General features: G+C 63.4%; 14 protein-coding genes. 2 read left to right on the top strand and 12 right to left on the bottom strand.

All coding sequences use genetic code 11. The annotated features are described in order from the left end of the window. Positions 1 to 8: 8 nt before the first annotated feature. The 11 genes from PCJ21_RS15755 to PCJ21_RS15805 all read right to left on the bottom strand — a co-directional run bounded on the left by PCJ21_RS15755 (position 9) and on the right by PCJ21_RS15805 (position 11,805). Positions 9 to 959 (bottom strand): SPFH domain-containing protein, encoded by a 951-nt coding sequence (locus PCJ21_RS15755; protein ID WP_269932363.1) that lies wholly within the window; start codon positions 957 to 959, stop codon positions 9 to 11. Between the two features lie 241 nt (positions 960 to 1,200). Then, entirely contained in the window at positions 1,201 to 2,265 is a 1,065-nt protein-coding gene (gene hemH, locus PCJ21_RS15760) for a ferrochelatase (RefSeq protein WP_269932364.1), read from the bottom strand. A gap of 127 nt (positions 2,266 to 2,392) precedes the next feature. Then, the gene (locus PCJ21_RS15765; RefSeq protein WP_269932365.1) at positions 2,393 to 4,264 is read right to left on the bottom strand and encodes a 5'-nucleotidase C-terminal domain-containing protein; all 1,872 of its coding nucleotides are present in this window, start codon (positions 4,262 to 4,264) and stop codon (positions 2,393 to 2,395) included. Positions 4,265 to 4,495: 231 nt separating this feature from the next. Next, complete coding sequence (locus PCJ21_RS15770; RefSeq protein ID WP_269932366.1) at positions 4,496 to 4,882, bottom strand: hypothetical protein; 387 nt, start codon at positions 4,880 to 4,882, stop codon at positions 4,496 to 4,498. Between the two features lie 164 nt (positions 4,883 to 5,046). Then, complete coding sequence (locus PCJ21_RS15775; RefSeq protein WP_269932367.1) at positions 5,047 to 6,492, bottom strand: homospermidine synthase; 1,446 nt, start codon at positions 6,490 to 6,492, stop codon at positions 5,047 to 5,049. Positions 6,493 to 6,632: 140 nt separating this feature from the next. Next, positions 6,633 to 7,550 carry a heme-dependent oxidative N-demethylase family protein gene (locus tag PCJ21_RS15780; RefSeq protein ID WP_269932368.1) on the bottom strand — a complete coding sequence of 306 codons (918 nt, stop codon included), beginning with the start codon at positions 7,548 to 7,550 and terminating at the stop codon, positions 6,633 to 6,635. After that, positions 7,547 to 7,843 carry a type II toxin-antitoxin system RelE/ParE family toxin gene (locus tag PCJ21_RS15785; RefSeq protein ID WP_269932369.1) on the bottom strand — a complete coding sequence of 99 codons (297 nt, stop codon included), beginning with the start codon at positions 7,841 to 7,843 and terminating at the stop codon, positions 7,547 to 7,549. The genes PCJ21_RS15780 and PCJ21_RS15785 overlap by 4 nt, the downstream gene beginning before the upstream one ends. Beyond that, positions 7,840 to 8,130 (bottom strand): CopG family ribbon-helix-helix protein, encoded by a 291-nt coding sequence (locus PCJ21_RS15790; protein ID WP_269932543.1) that lies wholly within the window; start codon positions 8,128 to 8,130, stop codon positions 7,840 to 7,842. Before PCJ21_RS15790 ends, PCJ21_RS15785 begins: the two co-directional genes overlap by 4 nt. A 65-nt stretch (positions 8,131 to 8,195) precedes the next feature. Then, complete coding sequence (locus tag PCJ21_RS15795; RefSeq protein WP_269932370.1) at positions 8,196 to 8,867, bottom strand: aminotransferase class IV family protein; 672 nt, start codon at positions 8,865 to 8,867, stop codon at positions 8,196 to 8,198. Beyond that, a complete protein-coding gene (locus PCJ21_RS15800) occupies positions 8,816 to 9,970 on the bottom strand; it encodes an aminodeoxychorismate synthase component I (protein ID WP_269932371.1) in 1,155 nt (384 codons plus the stop codon). The genes PCJ21_RS15795 and PCJ21_RS15800 overlap by 52 nt, the downstream gene beginning before the upstream one ends. A gap of 26 nt (positions 9,971 to 9,996) precedes the next feature. Next, positions 9,997 to 11,805 carry a M3 family oligoendopeptidase gene (locus PCJ21_RS15805; protein WP_442866027.1) on the bottom strand — a complete coding sequence of 603 codons (1,809 nt, stop codon included), beginning with the start codon at positions 11,803 to 11,805 and terminating at the stop codon, positions 9,997 to 9,999. A 166-nt stretch (positions 11,806 to 11,971) separates the two neighbouring features. On the opposite strand from PCJ21_RS15805, the gene PCJ21_RS15810 reads away from it, so the two are divergent. Then, on the top strand, positions 11,972 to 13,480 hold the full coding sequence (locus PCJ21_RS15810) for a sigma-54-dependent transcriptional regulator (RefSeq protein WP_269932373.1): 1,509 nt from the start codon (positions 11,972 to 11,974) through the stop codon (positions 13,478 to 13,480). 356 nt (positions 13,481 to 13,836) lie between these two features. Then, positions 13,837 to 15,546 carry a DUF882 domain-containing protein gene (locus PCJ21_RS15815; protein WP_269932544.1) on the top strand — a complete coding sequence of 570 codons (1,710 nt, stop codon included), beginning with the start codon at positions 13,837 to 13,839 and terminating at the stop codon, positions 15,544 to 15,546. Positions 15,547 to 15,641: 95 nt separating this feature from the next. Here PCJ21_RS15815 and PCJ21_RS15820 read toward each other — a convergent pair whose 3' ends face one another. Next, positions 15,642 to 16,283 carry a 2-dehydro-3-deoxy-phosphogluconate aldolase gene (locus PCJ21_RS15820; RefSeq protein WP_269932374.1) on the bottom strand — a complete coding sequence of 214 codons (642 nt, stop codon included), beginning with the start codon at positions 16,281 to 16,283 and terminating at the stop codon, positions 15,642 to 15,644. Positions 16,284 to 16,308 lie beyond the last annotated feature (25 nt).

Genomic DNA, 16,308 nt, shown 5'->3' on the forward strand with positions numbered 1-16,308 from the left:
AATGGCGCTCAGTTCTGTTCAGGCGGAATCCGCGGCGTGCGCGAGGCCTGGCGCTGCGCACCGCTGGTGCCTTCGGCGCGAAACACCTCCTTGGCGATCTCGCCGATGCCGCCCAAGGTGCCGATCAGCGACGACGCCTCCATCGGCATCAGCACGACCTTGCTGTTGGGGGCCGAGCCGATCTTGGCGAGCGCTTCGGTGTATTTCTGGGCAACGAAGTAGTTGATCGCCTGGACGTCGCCCTTGGCGATGGCTTCCGACACCACCTGGGTGGCGCGCGCCTCGGCCTCGGCGGCGCGCTCGCGCGCCTCCGCGTCGCGGAACGCCGCTTCGCGCCGGCCTTCGGCTTCCAGAACCTGCGACTGCTTCATGCCTTCGGCTTCGAGGATCTGGGCGCGCTTGTTGCGTTCCGCCATCATCTGGCGGCCCATCGACTCGATGAGGTTGGCAGGTGGGTTGATGTCCTTGATCTCGACGCGGGTGATCTTGATGCCCCATGGGTGGGCCGCTTCGTCGACGACGCGCAGCAGCCTCTCATTGATGGCGTCGCGATTGGAGAGCAACTCGTCGAGATCCATCGAGCCCATGACGGTGCGGATGTTGGTCATGGTCAGGTTGAGGATGGCGTTCTGCAGCCCGGCAACCTGGTAGGCGGCCTGCGGCGCGCTGAGCACCTGGTAGAAGGCGACTCCGTCGACGGCGACCATCGCGTTGTCCTTGGTGATGATCTCTTGCGTCGGTACGTCCAGCACCTGCTCCATCATGTTCATCTTGGCGCCGATGCGGTCGATGAACGGGATGATGAGGTTGAGCCCTGGCGTCAGGGTCCTGGTGTAGCGGCCAAAGCGTTCGACCGTATAGTTGTAGCCCTGAGGGACGGTCTTGATGCCTGCGAAGAGCAGCAGGAGCACAAGGACGACAAGTACCGGAATGACGATGTCGAAACCACTGAAGTCCATTGGGCGCTCCCCGAATTGATCGCGGCGATTCAGGTGCCGCATCGTATGCCGAAGAAGACTTAAGGGCGTTTCTGCCGCGTTACAATCGGGCGGCGGTGGTTTGTGCTGCGCCTGTTCGGCCCCGGCGTCGCCGTTTTGAGGCGCCAGCGCTTGAAAGCGTACAGGCCGGCATCGCTGTCGCTGACGGCAGATATCGCGGCGTTAACGATCTCGGCGATGCGCGCCGTCCGGGCCGTGTGCGTCAGGCCCAGCCCATCAGTTCGCGACGGGTGATCGCCTCGATCACCGCCATGCCTTCCGGGCTGTCGTTGAGGCAAGGGATATGGGCGAAGTTCTTGCCGCCGGCGTGATGGAAAATCTCGGCGTTTTCGCCGGCGATCTCCTCCAGCGTCTCGATGCAGTCGGCCGAGAAACCCGGGTTGACGATGGCGATGGACTTGACGCCCTCCTTGGCCAGCCGCTCGACAGTCTTGTCGGTGTAGGGCTGCAGCCATTCCTGCGCGCCGAAGCGCGACTGGAAGGTGGTCATCAGCTTCTTTTCGTCCATGCCGAGACGCTCGCGCAACAGCCGCGTCGTCTTCACGCAATGGCAGTGGTAGGGGTCGCCGCGCTCGAAGTAGGGCTTGGGGATGCCGTGGTAGGAGGCGAGGATGACCTCCGGCTCGAAATCGAGCTTGGCCAAATGCTGCTCGATCGAGCGCGCAAGTGCTTCGATATAGACCGGCTCGTCGTAGTAGGCGGGCACGGTGCGGACGGCAGGCATGGCGCGGATTTTCATTAGCGCGCGGAACAGCTGGTCGCTGGCAGTGGCGGTCGTCGTCGCCGAGAACTGCGGATAGAGCGGGAACATGACGATGCGGTCGCAACCTTGGGCGATCAGTTTCTGGACCACGCTTTCAGTCGAGGGATTGCCGTAGCGCATGCCCCAGTCGACGATGACGTCGGGCAGGTCCTTCAGCGCCTCGGAGAGTTTTTCGCCCTGGGCGCGCGTGTAGGTACGCAGCGGGGATTCGTCGCGCTCGGTGTTCCAGATCTTCTTGTAGTTCTCGCCCGATTTCTTCGGCCGCGTGTTGAGCACGATGCCGTAGAGGATCGGGTACCAGAGCGCCTTGGGCATTTCGATGACACGCGGATCCGAAAGAAACTCGCGCAGATACCGCCACATCGACTTGGCGTCGGTGCCGTCGGGCGTGCCGAGATTGACCAGGAGAACGCCGACCTTGCCCTTCTTGACCGCCGGATGACCACCCGGAAGGGGGCCGAGCGCCTTGGCGGATTTTTCGTCGATGGTCGTGGTCAGGTTCATTCGGTGTCTCCGTTATGCGGGATACCTAATTGAAAGGCGCGGGCGTTCAATGTCGCCTCTGGCCGCACCCGGACGACAAAGCCCGCCCGGCATGCCGGGCGGGCTTTGTCTGGGCCAAAGAGGCCTATCAGTTTGCCGACGGGATCGCCAGCGTCGAGCCTACGTGCAGGGTCTTGGCATGAGCCTCGGGATTTGCCTCGGCAATCGCCTTCCATCTGGTCGGGTCGCCGAGATAGGTCTTGGCGAGATCCCAGAAGGTGTCGCCGGCAGCGATGGTGTGCGTCTTTCCGCCGCCTGCCGGCGCTGCTGCAGGCGTGGCTTCAGCCGGCTTGGCCGGGGCGGCTTCCGCGGGTTTTGCCGGTTCGGCGGTCGGGGCTGCCGCAACGGTCGCGGCGATCTCGGTGATGCGGCCGTCGAGCTTCGGCGTGAACGGTCGGTTCTTGCCGAGATAGTCGGCGACCACCTGTTCAAGGCTCGGGCCGTAATCATAGGCGTTGGTCGCGTTCTCGGCGAACAGCTTGTAGCCGTCGCCGCCCTGGCGGACGTAGTTGTTTGTCGCCACGGTGTAGACCTTGGCCTCGTCGATCGGCTTCCAGGCCCCGCCATCCATCACCTCGACCGACTTGACGCGGCCGGCATTGGGCGCGACCGACTTGTCGAAGGAGTACTTCAGGCCGGCGACCTGCGGGAACTTGCCCTTGCCTTCCTCGATCTCGCTGACGCCGGCCTCGAGCGAGCCGACGATGTCCTTGCCGGAAAGCTGGAAGGTGGCGAGCGTGTTCTGGAACGGCAGGACCGTCAGGACTTCGCCCATGGTGACGACGCCCTGGTCGATGGAGGCGCGGATGCCGCCGCCGTTCTGGAAGACGATGGTGACGCCCTGGTCCTTGACCCGGTCGAGGATCGCGTCGGAGATCAGGTTGCCCATCTCGCATTCGCGCGCACGGCAGCTTTCGCGGCTGCCGTCGATGAGTGCTGACGTTTCCGACACCTCCTTGTTCTTCAGTTCCTCGATCGGCGCGCCGAGTTCCTTGATGCGGGCGAGCACCGCCTCGTCGGGCTTGATCGAGTTGTCGAGATAGATCGGGTCGCCCTTGGCTTCCTTGACCACGCCATTGTCGTCGAAGGTGACAGTGATTTCGCCGAGATACTTCGAGTACGACGCGGCCTGGGTGACCGGGACCTTGTAGCCCTCGGGGTTGTCGACCATCGTCGGGTACGGCCCTTCGGCCTTGGCGTCGGTGTTCGACAGAAGCGAATGCGAGTGGCCGCCGACGACGACGTCGACACCGGGAATCTTGGCGATCATTTCCTTGTCGCGCGGGTAGCCGACATGGGTCAGCGCGATGATCTTGTTGACGCCCTGCGCCTTCAGCTTCTCGACCTCGGCGGTGATGTTCTTGACGTCGTCCTCGATGGCGATGTTCGGGCCGGGCGAGGCGACCTCGGGCGTGTCGTTGGTGACAGCGCCGACGATGCCGATCTTCTGGCCGCCAACCTCGAGCACGAGCGACGGCTTGATGCGGTCGCCGACCTTGGACTGGGCGTTCGGATGGACGTTGGCCGAGAGCACCGGGAACTGGATCTTTTCCAGGAACGGCACCAGCGCGTCCTCGCCATCGTCGAACTCGTGGTTGCCCACGGTCATGGCGTCGAACTTCATCTGGTTGAGGAATTCGGCTTCGGTCGCGCCCTTGTAGGTGGTGTAGAACAGCGAGCCCTGGAAATTGTCGCCGCCATTGAGCAAGAGCACGTTCTGGCCTTCGAGCTTCTTGCGCTGGTCGGCGATCGCCGTGACGAGCCGCGCGGCGCCGCCGATGCATTCGCCCTTGGTCTCTTCCTCGGCCGAGCAGGTGGATTCGAACTTGTTGTTGCTTTCGATCCGGCTGTGCCAGTCGTTGATGTGCAGGATCGTCAAAGTGTAGTCAGCGAAAGACGGTGCGGCGGAATAGCCAAAGGCCGATGCCGACAAAGCCGCGATTGCAGCCAATCTCTTCATGTTGAACTCTCCCGAATGACCCCCGCGAGGCAATTGACGCCTTCGCTTGACCGGAATGTTACCCATTCCTTGGGGGCATGTTCACATTCCGATTTTTCGGATGCAAGGGAGAATCTGGAGCCGGCAGCCGACATACTTGGCGACGTGGCGCGGATGCGCTTGTCGGCTCGGCGGGCCGAGCGTTTCGCGGCCCGGAGCGTTGTGCCCGCCGGAGCGGGCACAAATGCCGCATCAGGCCGAACGGCGGGTCAGCGTGAACTGCTGACTGGTCGAGCTGGTGCAGTTCAGCTGGTTGGCCGAGATCAGCAGGCAGTTGAAGCTGATCGGCGACTGGCGGATCAGCGAGGTGCCGTTGATCTGGACCGAGTTGGCGCCGGTCATGACGTAGGTTCCGTCCGACAGTTTCTGGCCGGTGTCGGTCGCCACCGTCTGGAACGCACCTGATGTGAAGGTCGAGAGCCCGGTGCCCTTGGCGTCCAGCCATGCGCCTTCGACGCCTGATGGTGCCGGCCTTGCGCCGCCGCCCGAGGAGCCCCCGCCGCTGGTCGAGCAGCCGGCAATCGCGGCCGCGAGCAAGGCAAGCACTCCGGCCGAAGCAATTTTGCGCGAAGTCGTCATAGGTAATCCTCTCCTCAGTCCGCCCGTCTTCATTCGCCCGATTTGGCTTTGAAGGCAAGGCTCAGAACAAAATCCCGAAAAGCCGCAAAGCGGTTTTCGGGATCGTGTTGCAATAAGAAGATAGAACGCCATTCCGTTCCACAGGATGGCGTTCGGTTATGGCGTTAGCGCACCAGCACGTTGCGGAACTGCCACGGATCGTCCTTGTCGATGTCCTCTTCGAACAGTCCGGGACGGCCTTCCAGCGGCGTCCAGTCGGTGTAGTAGCCGTTGACCGGTCCGAGGTAAGGCAGCTGGACTTCGAGGCAACGCCTGTAGTCAGTCTCATCGGCTTCGACGATGCCGGCTTCGGGGTTCTCGAAGGCCCAGACCATGCCGGCGAGCACCGCCGACGACACCTGCAAGCCGGTGGCATTCTGGTACGGGGCCAGCTTGCGCGCCTGTTCGAGCGTCAGCTGCGAGCCGAACCAGTAGGCGTTCTTGTCGTGGCCGTATAGCAGCACGCCCAGCTCGTCCTTGCCGTCGACCAGTTCGTCCTCGTCGAGGACATGGTGCACCGGCTGCGGCTTGCCGGCCGCGCCGAACATCTCGTGCATCGACAGAACCGCATCGTTGCATGGATGGTAGGCGTAGTGGCAGGTCGGGCGGTATGTCACCTTGCCCTTCTTCGAGCGAACGGTGAAGAAGTCGGCGATGGAGATCGCCTCGTTGTGGGTGACCAGGAAGCCGTATTGCGCGCCAGGCGTCGGGCACCAGGTGCGAACGCGGGTGTTGGCGCCGGGCTGCTCGAGATAGATTGCACCCTTGTTGCCGTGCTTGAACTTCTTGGCGTTCTTGGGCTTCCACTTTTCGTGCGTGCCCCAGCCGAGCTCCGCCGGCTGCAGGCCTTCCGAAATGAAGCCTTCGACCGACCAGGTGTTCCAGAACACGTTCATCGGCTTGGGGTTCTTGGTGCGCTGGGTATCGCGTTCGGCGATGTGGATGCCCTTGACGCCTGCCTTCTTCATCAGCGCGGCCCAGCCTTCGCGGTCGTGCTGCGCCGGCTCCTCGAACTCGATGCCGAGATCCCTGGACAGGTTGACCAGCGCCTGCTTGACGAACCACGAGACCATGCCCGGGTTGGCGCCGCAGGTGGAAACCGCAGTCGTGCCGCCCGGATGCTTGCGGCGTTCGGCCAGAAGGGTCTCGCGCAGCGCATAATTGGTGCGCTCGTCGTTGCCGGCGTTGTTGTCGAAATAGAAGCCGAGCCATGGCTCGATGACCGTATCGACATAGAGCACCTCGAGCTTGCGGCAGAGGTGCATCAGATCGACCGAACCGGTGTCGACCGACAGGTTGACGCAGAAACCCTGGCCGTCTCCGTTGGTCAGGAGAGGCGTCAGAAGCTCCTTGTAATTGTCCTTGGTTACCGCCTCCTGGATGAATTTGATGCCACGCTCATCCGCGAGTTTTCGGTTCTCGTCGCTGGGATCGATAATCACCATGCGCGACTTGTCGAACTTGAAATGGCGTTCGATGAGGGGAAGGGTTCCACGACCGATCGAGCCGAAGCCGATCATCACGATTGGACCAGTAATCTCACCGTATACGGACCATTTTTCATTCGCCATTTTCTGGGGCACTCCTTCCATCACAGAAACAGCCGGGCCATTTTTGACCCGGCTTCAACCGCCAAACCATACATGCTTGTCCCAATAAAGCGAATCCGGCCTCCCAGATGATGTGGGATCTGGACGTTATGCCGCTATTGTTAGCCGGCGCGGGCGATCCCGTCGAGGAATGCGACCAGCCTGCCGCGGTCGGCCGCGAGGCCCTTGTAGTCGAGCTGATCTCGCTCGAGGCTCGTCAGTTGCTCGGCGAAGGAGGCGGCCAGCCGGACGCGATCCTCATGGCGGGCGAGAACCGTCAGCGGGTCGAGATAGATGCGGATGGTGAACAGGACGTCGCCGGACACGGGCAGCTTGCGCAGCGTCTGGCGCTCGACGCGGATGAAGGCATGGCCGGCGACATCGGCGCCGGGGAAGTTCGAATCCGCCGCAGCCGAGCGGGCAAGGCGCTGGCGGTCGGAGAGCGGATGATAGAGCTCGCCGTTGGCCTGGACCGACCAATTGAAGCGCTCGACCAGAACGGCCAGCTTGTCGAACATGCGGGCGATGAGTTCGGCCATTCGCGTGCCCGGACCGAAGCCGGGGACCGGGCCATGGATGTCGTGGATCGGCAGGCCGAACTTCTCCGTCAGCTTCCAGGACGAGGGGAAGCAGAGCGAACCGGCGGCGAGGCGCCAGCCGTTTTCGCCACGGCGCATCAGGATCAAATCTTCCTGGACCAGCCGCGAGGCCGCGATAAGCGGATAGTTGCCGGGATCGGCGACGTCGACCACCCTGCCGGTGTCGGCGATGATGCAGCGTCCACCCTCGAGCCGATAGATTTCGGGGTAGCGCTCGACCAGATGCGCGACCAGCAGGTCCAGAACCTCCTGCTGGGCCGCCCGCGTTTCGGGTTCGGCGACGAAGACCTTGTCCGGCAGTGCGGCGTAGAGCCGGTCCTTTTCGGTCAGGTAGGCCTCAAGGTGATCGTCGGATTCGATCCAGTCGCGCGCGTCGGCCTGTTTCAGGCCGACGGCGAAGGGTTTCGAAGTGCCGTCGTAGGGCGTGTGAACGGGGATCAATGCGCTGGCCAGTCGGGCGGCCTGTTGCGCCGCGTGTGATAGACCCGCAGCACCTCGATATTGCCGTTCTTGATGCGGTAGGGGATGAAGTAGGGCAGGCCGGGAACCGGGCATTCGCGGGTGACGGAGCCGCCAACTGTCGGCCGGCCGATTTCCGGCTGGGTTTCGATCTGCCGCAATGCCTGGATGAAACTATGGGCGAATTTGCGTGCCGCTTCCGGGTCATCCGCCGCGAGCGACGCCCTGATATCGGACAAGTAACGAACCGCACGGGGAAGGAGGAGTAGTGTCACGGGCGTCCGTTGGGCAAGATGTCTGCTTCAGGGGTGGGGAGCTCGCCGGCCGTTCCCCAGGATTCCAGCCAAGCGATGACCGAATTTCCGGACACAAACGACGCGGTGTCAGCCTCGCATTCGGCTTCGCGCACAGTCGCCAGATAGGCATGCTGGTCGCCGACATATGCAGCAACTGCTTCCTTGATGATGAAAGAGCGCGACCTGTTCGTCAGCTTTGCGTATTCGTCGACTTCGCTGCGAAGCTCATCAGGCAGCACGACAGAGAGTTTGGATTCGCCGGGCATGGTCAAGCTCTGCAAATTCAGCTGCTGATACGTCGGGAACGAATGTAGTCGACTATTTCGCCGAGTCAAACCGGGGCGTGGACAAGTATTGTCCTGATCAGGCCGCGCAGAGAATTGCCGACCCAGATCGCCTTGGCGAATTTGAGATCGGATGCCGGAATCTCGGCCTCTACTGCCTCGCCGCGGTCGATCAAGTCGCCGCGCAACACACCCGCGAGCAGGCCGCAGGAAAGCTGCGGCGTCCTGAGCGGGCCATCGCCGAAGTCGACGAAGACGCTGGTGATCGTGCCTTCGCAGACCGCTCCGCTCTCGTTGAGCAATATGACCTCGTCTGCCTGGTTGCTGGCAAATTCGCCGCGGGCCGCGTCGTAGGCCGCACGGTTGGTTGTCTTGTGGCGGAGGAGCCGGTTCGATGAATCCAGCCTGGTCTTGCCGATGCGCAGCGACCAGATGACGTCTGGCGGCAGCGGGACAAATGGCTGGACGGTGATGTCGGCATGGCCGTCCGGCGACAGCACAAGGCGGGTCCGCAACGCTGTGTCGCCGGCGACCGAACGCGCCAGCGCCTGCTCGATCGACATCTGGTCGAAGACGAAGCCAAGCGCCTGCGCCGACGCCTTGAGGCGCGCCAGGTGGCGGCCGTGGCGCAGGAAGCCGCCTTGCGGCTCCCAGCGCATGGTCTCGATCAACTGGAAGCCGGCACCGAGCCCGTCGCGAAACGCGCTTTCAGAAGACATTCCGCATACTCCGCCTCGGCCGTCGAATCGAACACCACGCCGCCGCCGACATTGTAGACCGCCTCGCCGTCAGGGAAGAGGGTCAGGGTGCGGATCGCCACGTTGAAGCGCATGGTGCCTGCAGGGGCGATCCAGCCAATGGCGCCGCAATAGACGTCACGCGGCGCGCCTTCGAGGTCGCGCAGGATTTCCATCGCCCTGATCTTGGGCGCCCCCGTTATCGAGCCGCACGGGAAGAGCGCGGCGAAGACGCGTTCGATGCTGAGGCCGGGCAGAAGCTTCGCCCTGACGGTGCTGACCATCTGGTGGACGGTCGGGTAGCTTTCGATGCGGAACAGCTCCGGCACGTCGAGCGAGCCGACCTCGCTGATCAGCGAGATGTCGTTGCGCAGGAGGTCGACGATCATGCGGTTTTCCGCCTGGTTCTTCTCGTCGTTGCGCAGGAATTCCCGGAGGGCTGCATCCTCTTCCGGCGTCTTGCCGCGCGGGGCCGTGCCTTTCATCGGATGGGTTTCGATCCAGCCCTCGCTGTCGATCTCGAAGAACAGTTCCGGCGAGCGCGACAGCACGACCGGCCCGCCGAGGGAAACGAGTGCGCCATACTTCACCGGCTGGCGCGCGATCAGCGCGTCGAAGGCGTCGAGCTGCGCTCCGGACCACTGCGCGTGGACCGGAAAGGTCAGGTTGGCCTGGTAGCAGTCGCCCTGGCGCAGATGCTGGTGCAGGCGCCGGAAGCGGCTCTCGTAGTCTGCCTCCGACCAGGTGGCGCGGGCGTCGAAGATCGGCCCATTGGTGGCCGGTTCGGGCGAGGGCTGGCGCATGCGGTCGGATGGCTGGTCGAAGACGCCAAGGCAGATCAGTGGCGACCTCCGGCCGTCGGGCAGCAGCGGCCGAAGCTTGGGTTCAAGCAGGTAGCCGGCCTCATAAGAGAAATAGCCGGCCAGCCATTTGCCCTGTTCATGCGCTTTCTGGACAGCTTTCAGCGCGGGGAAGAAATCGTCCGCATCATTTGCGACGATCACGTCGCTCGGTGCTTCGAACAGCACCTCGCGAGCGGCGGGATCGTCCCTGAACAGGACGAAGGGGGAGGAAATATCTGTCATGATGTCTGCGATGGCGACGCGCCGGCTCAGTCCAGCGCTTCGAGTTCGTCAATCAGGCTGCCGATGACAGCGAGACCCTTCTGCCAGAAGGCGGGGTCGGCGGCGTCGAGCCCGAATGGCTTCAGCAGTTCCCGGTGATGCTTGGTGCCGCCGGCGCGCAGCATCTCGAAATACTTGTCCTGGAAGCCGCGCTCGGCATTCTGGTAGACCGCATAGAGCGAATTCACCAGGCAGTCGCCGAAGGCGTAGGCATAGACGTAGAAGGGCGAATGGATGAAGTGCGGGATGTAGGCCCAGAACACTTCATACCCGTCGCGCAGCTTGATAGCCGGTCCAAGGCTTTCGGCCTGCACCTCAAGCCAGAACTGGCCGAGCTGGTCGGAGGTCAGTTCGCCGTTCTTGCGCTCGGAATGGACCTTGCGCTCGAATTCGTAGAAGGCGATCTGGCGCACGACCGTGTTGATCATGTCCTCGACCTTCTGCGCCAGCATCGCCTTGCGCTCGCGCTTGTCGGTGGTGCGCTCCAAGAGCGAGCGGAAGGTCAGCATTTCGCCGAACACGCTTGCCGTTTCCGCCAAGGTCAATGGCGTCGAGGCCATCAGCGGGCCCTGGCCGGCGGCCAGCACCTGATGCACGCCATGGCCAAGCTCGTGCGCAAGCGTCATCACATCGCGCGGCTTGCCCATGTAGTTGAGCAGCACGTAAGGGTGTGCCGACGGCACGGTCGGGTGTGCGAAGGCGCCTGGAGCCTTGCCGGGACGCACGGGCGCGTCGATCCAACGCTTGTCAAAGAACTTGCGGGCGATGTCTGCCATCTGCGGCGAGAAGTCGCCATAGGCGGTGAGCACCGTGTCCTTCGCTTCGCCCCAGCCGATGGTCGCCTGAGGCGTCTCGGGCAGCGGCGCATTGCGGTCCCAGTGGTTCATTACGTCCATGCCGAGCCACTTGGCCTTCATCTTGTAGTAGCGGTGCGACAGACGTGGATAGGCGTCGCGCACGGCCGCTGCCAGTGCATCGACGACCTCGCGCTCGACGCGGTTGGCGAGGTGGCGTGAATCGGCGATGTCCTGGAAACCGCGCCAGCGGTCGGAAATTTCCTTGTCCTTGGCCAGCGTGTTGGTGATCAGCGTGAAGGTGCGGATGTTCTTGCGGAACGTTGCCGCCAGTGCTTCCGACGCCGCCCGGCGCACGTCGCCATCGGGATCCTGAAGGCGGTTCAGCGCCGGCTCCAGCGTCAGTTCTTCGCCGCCGATCTCGAAACGAAGGTCGGTCATCGTCTCGTCGAAAAGGCGGTTCCAGGCGCCGCGCCCGGTGATCGACTTCTCGTGGAACAATTGCTCGACGCGGTCTTCGAGCTGGTAGGGCTTGTCCATGCGCAGATCGAGCACCCAAGGCCGATAGTGGCCGAAGGCGGGATCGGTGTCGAGCGCCTTGAAGATCAGCGCATCGTCGACGAGATTGAGTTCAAGCGCGAAAAACAACAGATGCGCGCTGGCGTCTGTCATCTTTTCCTGGATGTCGCCATAGAGCTTGGCGCGCTTGGGGTCCGACGTGTCGCCGGAGTAGACCAGCCCGGCATAGGAAACGATGCGCCCGACCAGCTCTTCCAGAGCCTCATAGGCCTGCATCGCCTCGCCGAGCTTGCCTGAAGCGCCGCGCTCGGCTTCGACAGCCAGCGTGCCCTTCCAGCGGGTCTCGAAGGCCACCGCATCGGCAGAGGCCTTTGCCATGTCGCGGGCGAGTTCCGGGGCGTCCATGCTGGCGTAGAGGTCGGTGAGGTCCCATTCGGGCAACTCGCCAAGTGCCGCCGATCCCTTGGCGGCAGTGGCTTGCATGTCTTGCCCGGAATTCCAACGCATCGCGCCTTACCTTTCCATTCCCTTCAGCCGGTTGTTCCAATCCTAAGGGATTCGTTCACCGGCTTTTTTGAAACCTTATTTAGAACCCTGTGCCAGGATGATCCACATCCAATCGGAACCAGCGGGCATATTGCGGACATTCATGGCAGGTTCGATTCTCATAGTCGATGACGATCCCGTGCAACGTCGCCTCGTCGACGCCGCGGTGACGAAATTCGGCCACACTGCGCTTGTCGCCGATGGCGGCGAGGCCGGGTTGAAGCTGCTCGAAGGACCGCGTGGCGGCGAAATCGGGGTCGTCATCCTCGACCTGCAGATGCCGGGACTCGACGGCATCGGCGTGCTCAAGGCGATGCGCGAGCGCGGGATCGACATTCCTGTCATCGTGCAGACGTCGCAGGGCGGCATCGACACCGTCGTTTCCGCCATGCGCAACGGCGCGTTCGACTTCGTGGTCAAGCCCGCTTCGCCAGACAAGCTTCAGGCTGCCATTGCCAACGCGTTGAAAGTCGAGGCGGTGGAGGACACGGTCCGGCGCTCGGCGCGGCGCGGCAACGGCCTGCTCAGCTTCCGCGACCTGATCACCAGAAGCTCTTCGATGGACCGGGTCATCCGGCTTGGCCAGAAGGCCGCGGCCTCGAACATTCCCATCCTGATCGAAGGCGAATCGGGCGTTGGCAAGGAACTCGTCGCCCGCGCCATCCAGGGCTCCGGCGACCGCCGGTCGAAGGCATTTGTCACGGTCAATTGCGGAGCCATTCCCGACAGCCTGGTCGAAAGCATCCTGTTTGGCCATGAAAAGGGATCGTTCACCGGCGCAACCGACAAGCACCCGGGCAAGTTCGTCGAAGCCAACAACGGCACGCTGTTTCTCGACGAGATTGGCGATCTGCCGCTCGACGTGCAGGTCAAGCTGTTGCGCGCGGTGCAGCAGGGCGAGGTCGACCCAGTCGGCGGACGCTCGACGGTCAAGGTCGACATCAGGCTGATTTCGGCGACGCACCGCAACCTTCTGCAGCAGGTCAAGGACGGCAAGTTCCGCGAAGACCTGTATTACCGCCTCAATGTCTACCCGATCTTCGTGCCGCCGCTCCGGGATCGCCGCGACGACATTCCCTTGCTCGTCGGACATTTCATCTCCCGTGTCGCGCCGGCGAGCCCACATGGCCGCATCCCGGCGATATCGGAGAATGCGCTGGCTTTGCTTCAGGCCTATGACTGGCCGGGCAACATTCGCCAGCTTGAAAACGCCATCTTCCGCGCTTGCGTCCTGTCGGATGGGGATGTGCTGAGCGAGGACGAGTTTCCGCAGATTCGCGCGCAGGTCGAGGGTGTGGTCGATCTTGGCGGGAACGCCGAGCCGGCAGTCGAGAAGCCGCAAGCGCCCAGACCGGAGCAGTCCGCCAGCGCCTTGTCTGCCAATGCCGAGCGGCCGCGCCCTGGAATGCTGCGTGCCCTCGACGAACGCGGCAACGTCAGGCCTCTGGCGGATGTCGAGTTCGAGATGATCCGGCTCGCCATCGAACATTATGACGGCCAGATGAGCGAGGTTGCCCGCCGGCTGGGAATCGGGCGCTCGACGCTGTATCGTAAGCTCAAGGAATACGGAATCGATCCCGATACAGGCCGTTCGGAACGCTTGGCGTCGTAGCGGTTTTAGTCGGACGAGGCAAAATTAGAGCTTGCGTGTCGCTTGCGGGTCGCATTGGATTGGGCCTGCATGTTAACCTTTGCAGCGCGTTTTTCGCCCTTTAAACCAGCGGTTTACCAAGAAAACGGGCGATTCCTTTTTGACAGGATATTGCCATGGTGTTACCGCATTTCGCCTTCAATAAGCAGTGATTAACCATTAGGATCGATAGTCGGACGCGAATCCGCAAGCGTGTCCGGGCTTCAAATCCGGGGACAGATGGCAGCCTAACAGGGCCTTTTGATTTGAACAGGATCGAGAACACCGAAGGGCGTCGCTCGAAATCGAATGTCTGGCAAAAGTGGCTGACTGCCGCGATGCTGAGCGTCGGTTTCCTGGCAGCTTCCCATGCTACAGCCTCCGCCGAGACGCGGACTCTCAAGCTCTATTACACCCACACGGGTGAGCGGGCCGAGATCACGTTCAAGCGCAACGGCAGATATGACGCTGCCGGGCTCAAGAAACTCAATCAATTCCTGCGTGACTGGCGACGCAACGAGCCGACCAAGATGGATCCGCGCCTGTTCGACGTGGTCTGGGAAGCTTACCGCTCGTCGGGCGCGCGCGACTATATCCACGTCGTCTCCGCCTATCGCTCGCCGGCGACCAATTCGATGTTGCGCAGCCGTTCGAGCGGCGTGGCGGAGAAAAGCACGCACATGCTCGGCAAGGCGATGGACTTCTTCATTCCCGGCGTGCCGTTGAAGAAGCTGCGCGACTCCGGCCTGCGCATCCAGGCCGGCGGCGTTGGCTACTATCCGCGCTCCGGCTCGCCCTTCGTCCACATGGACGTCGGCAATGTGCGCCACTGGCCGCGCATGAGCCGCAAGGAGCTGGTTGCGGTCTTTCCGTCCGGCAAGACCCTTCACGTGCCTAGCGACGGCAAGCCGTTGCCCGGTTTCGAACAGGCACTCGCCTCCTATCAGTCGCGCAAGAAGAGTGGCGACCTAGTCCTGGCAAGCGCATCGACTTCGTCGTCGTCCAAGCGAGGGGGATTGTTTGCCGCCCTGTTCGGCGGTGGTGCCGACGAGGAAGAGGATGCCGCTGAAATCGCGGTGGCGGCCGCTGCGCCCAAGGCCAAGCCAGTGCCAGCGGTCGCGGCTGCTCCGGAGCCAAAGCCGCTTCCCGGCATTGCCATTGTAGCGCCTGAAAACGCCCAGCGCGCCGAACTGCCGCAGGTGGCCGACGAGGCTCCCGTCGAGGAGACGCCGGAGACGATCCTTGCAGCGCTGCCGGCACGCAGTGTGCCGCTGCCCGATATCGCGCCGCGTCCGCAGGCTGAAATTGGTTCGGCGACGCCGGAAAACGTACCGTTTGGCACGGCTTCGGCTGCGCTTGCCGAAGGCGAGGCAAGTCCGGTCGAGCAGCAGATCGCAGCCAATGTTCCGTTGCCGACCTGGCGGCCCAACTATACACCGCCTGCCGAGCTCAAGCCGGCCGAGGGCGGCGTGCTGATGGCGCTTGCTTCGACCGACGACACACCGGCGCTCGCTGGCGATGCCAATGCCCCACTGCCGTCCGCCCGCCCGCAGGACATGACCGTCGAGGCCGCTCTCGCCGCCGCCAACGACATTCCGGCCGAGGACGAAGGCGCACAGGAAGGCTTTGAGGTTGCCGCGCTGGCAGGGCAGCCGGAGCCGCGTTCGGTGTTCAACGAGCCGGTGATGACGGCAGCTCCGGCGCCTGCGGCAAAGGCTGCGGCGGCCTCCGTCGCCGACCCTGCGGGTGCCGCCGTCAAGACGACGCGCAAGGCGTCGCGGCCGGTCGCCGAGGAGGCCAAGCCCGAGCCCAAGGCCGTCGTCGTCGCCGCCGCGCCCGATGCCGCGCGTTGGGCTTTGCGCAGCGGCGAGCAGGTGACGACGGTTACGACCAACACCAAGGCTCCCGGTTTCGCCTACAACATGGTGCGCACGGCACCGAGCGAGGTCTACACGGCCGGGTTCCAGCAGGGACAGGTTGCCGACGCACAGCATTTCACCGGCAGCGCGGTCAAGTTCCTTTCGGTGGCGCGCTTCGCAACGAACTGAGCGATCGATCGTCGATCAACAAGAAAAGCCGCGTCGGGTGACCGACGCGGCTTTTTGCATTGGGTGCTTTGCTTCCAGGGGGAGGGTGGCTACCCTCAGTTCTTGCGCAGCCTGTTTGCTTCGCCGGCGAGCGCCTCGATGCCGGCCCAGTCGCCTGCCTTGACCATATCGTCGGGCGCGACCCACGAGCCGCCGACGCAAACGACATTCGGCAGGCTGAGGTAGTCCCTGGCGTTCCCGGCCGAGATGCCGCCCGTAGGGCAGAACTTGACGCCGGCGATTGGCGACGCCAGCGCCTTGAGGAAGGGCACGCCACCAGCCTGCTCGGCGGGGAAGAACTTCAGGAAGTCGATGCCGGCTTCAAGCGCGCCCATGATCTCGCCCGGCGTGATGGTGCCCGGCAGCAGCGGCACGTCGCTGTTGGCGGCATGCCTGGCCAGCTCGCGCGTCAGGCCGGGGCTGACGATGAATGTCGAGCCGGCCTCGACCGCCTGGTCGAACTGTCGTGCGTTTAGGATGGTGCCCGCGCCGACAATGCAATCCTCGACTTCCGCAGCGACCCTGCGGATTGCCTCTAGCGCCTCGTCGGTGCGGAGCGTGATTTCGATGGCCTTGAGACCGCCGCGCGCCAGGGCGCGGGCGAGCGGCACCGCATCCGCGGCGCGTTCGATCTTCAGCACCGGGATGACCGGCTGGCCGTCCAGCAAGGTGAGCAGTTTTTGGGTTTTGCTGGTCATGGCAATCGCTCCAATGTCAATTTTC

Source organism: Aminobacter sp. HY435, assembly GCF_027568395.1.
Taxonomy (GTDB): Bacteria; Pseudomonadota; Alphaproteobacteria; order Rhizobiales; family Rhizobiaceae; genus Aminobacter.

What these genes read in the sequence shown, in the direction of transcription:
- PCJ21_RS15755 (WP_269932363.1), bottom strand. Translation starts at nt 959, where the DNA reads ATGGACTTCAGTGGTTTCGACATCGTCATTCCGGTACTTGTCGTCCTT.
- hemH (WP_269932364.1), bottom strand. Translation starts at nt 2,265, where the DNA reads ATGAACCTGACCACGACCATCGACGAAAAATCCGCCAAGGCGCTCGGC.
- PCJ21_RS15765 (WP_269932365.1), bottom strand. Translation starts at nt 4,264, where the DNA reads ATGAAGAGATTGGCTGCAATCGCGGCTTTGTCGGCATCGGCCTTTGGC.
- PCJ21_RS15770 (WP_269932366.1), bottom strand. Translation starts at nt 4,882, where the DNA reads ATGACGACTTCGCGCAAAATTGCTTCGGCCGGAGTGCTTGCCTTGCTC.
- PCJ21_RS15775 (WP_269932367.1), bottom strand. Translation starts at nt 6,492, where the DNA reads ATGGCGAATGAAAAATGGTCCGTATACGGTGAGATTACTGGTCCAATC.
- PCJ21_RS15790 (WP_269932543.1), bottom strand. Translation starts at nt 8,130, where the DNA reads ATGCCCGGCGAATCCAAACTCTCTGTCGTGCTGCCTGATGAGCTTCGC.
- PCJ21_RS15795 (WP_269932370.1), bottom strand. Translation starts at nt 8,867, where the DNA reads ATGTCTTCTGAAAGCGCGTTTCGCGACGGGCTCGGTGCCGGCTTCCAG.
- PCJ21_RS15800 (WP_269932371.1), bottom strand. Translation starts at nt 9,970, where the DNA reads ATGACAGATATTTCCTCCCCCTTCGTCCTGTTCAGGGACGATCCCGCC.
- PCJ21_RS15805 (WP_442866027.1), bottom strand. Translation starts at nt 11,805, where the DNA reads ATGCAAGCCACTGCCGCCAAGGGATCGGCGGCACTTGGCGAGTTGCCC.
- PCJ21_RS15810 (WP_269932373.1), top strand. Translation starts at nt 11,972, where the DNA reads ATGGCAGGTTCGATTCTCATAGTCGATGACGATCCCGTGCAACGTCGC.
- PCJ21_RS15815 (WP_269932544.1), top strand. Translation starts at nt 13,837, where the DNA reads ATGCTGAGCGTCGGTTTCCTGGCAGCTTCCCATGCTACAGCCTCCGCC.
- PCJ21_RS15820 (WP_269932374.1), bottom strand. Translation starts at nt 16,283, where the DNA reads ATGACCAGCAAAACCCAAAAACTGCTCACCTTGCTGGACGGCCAGCCG.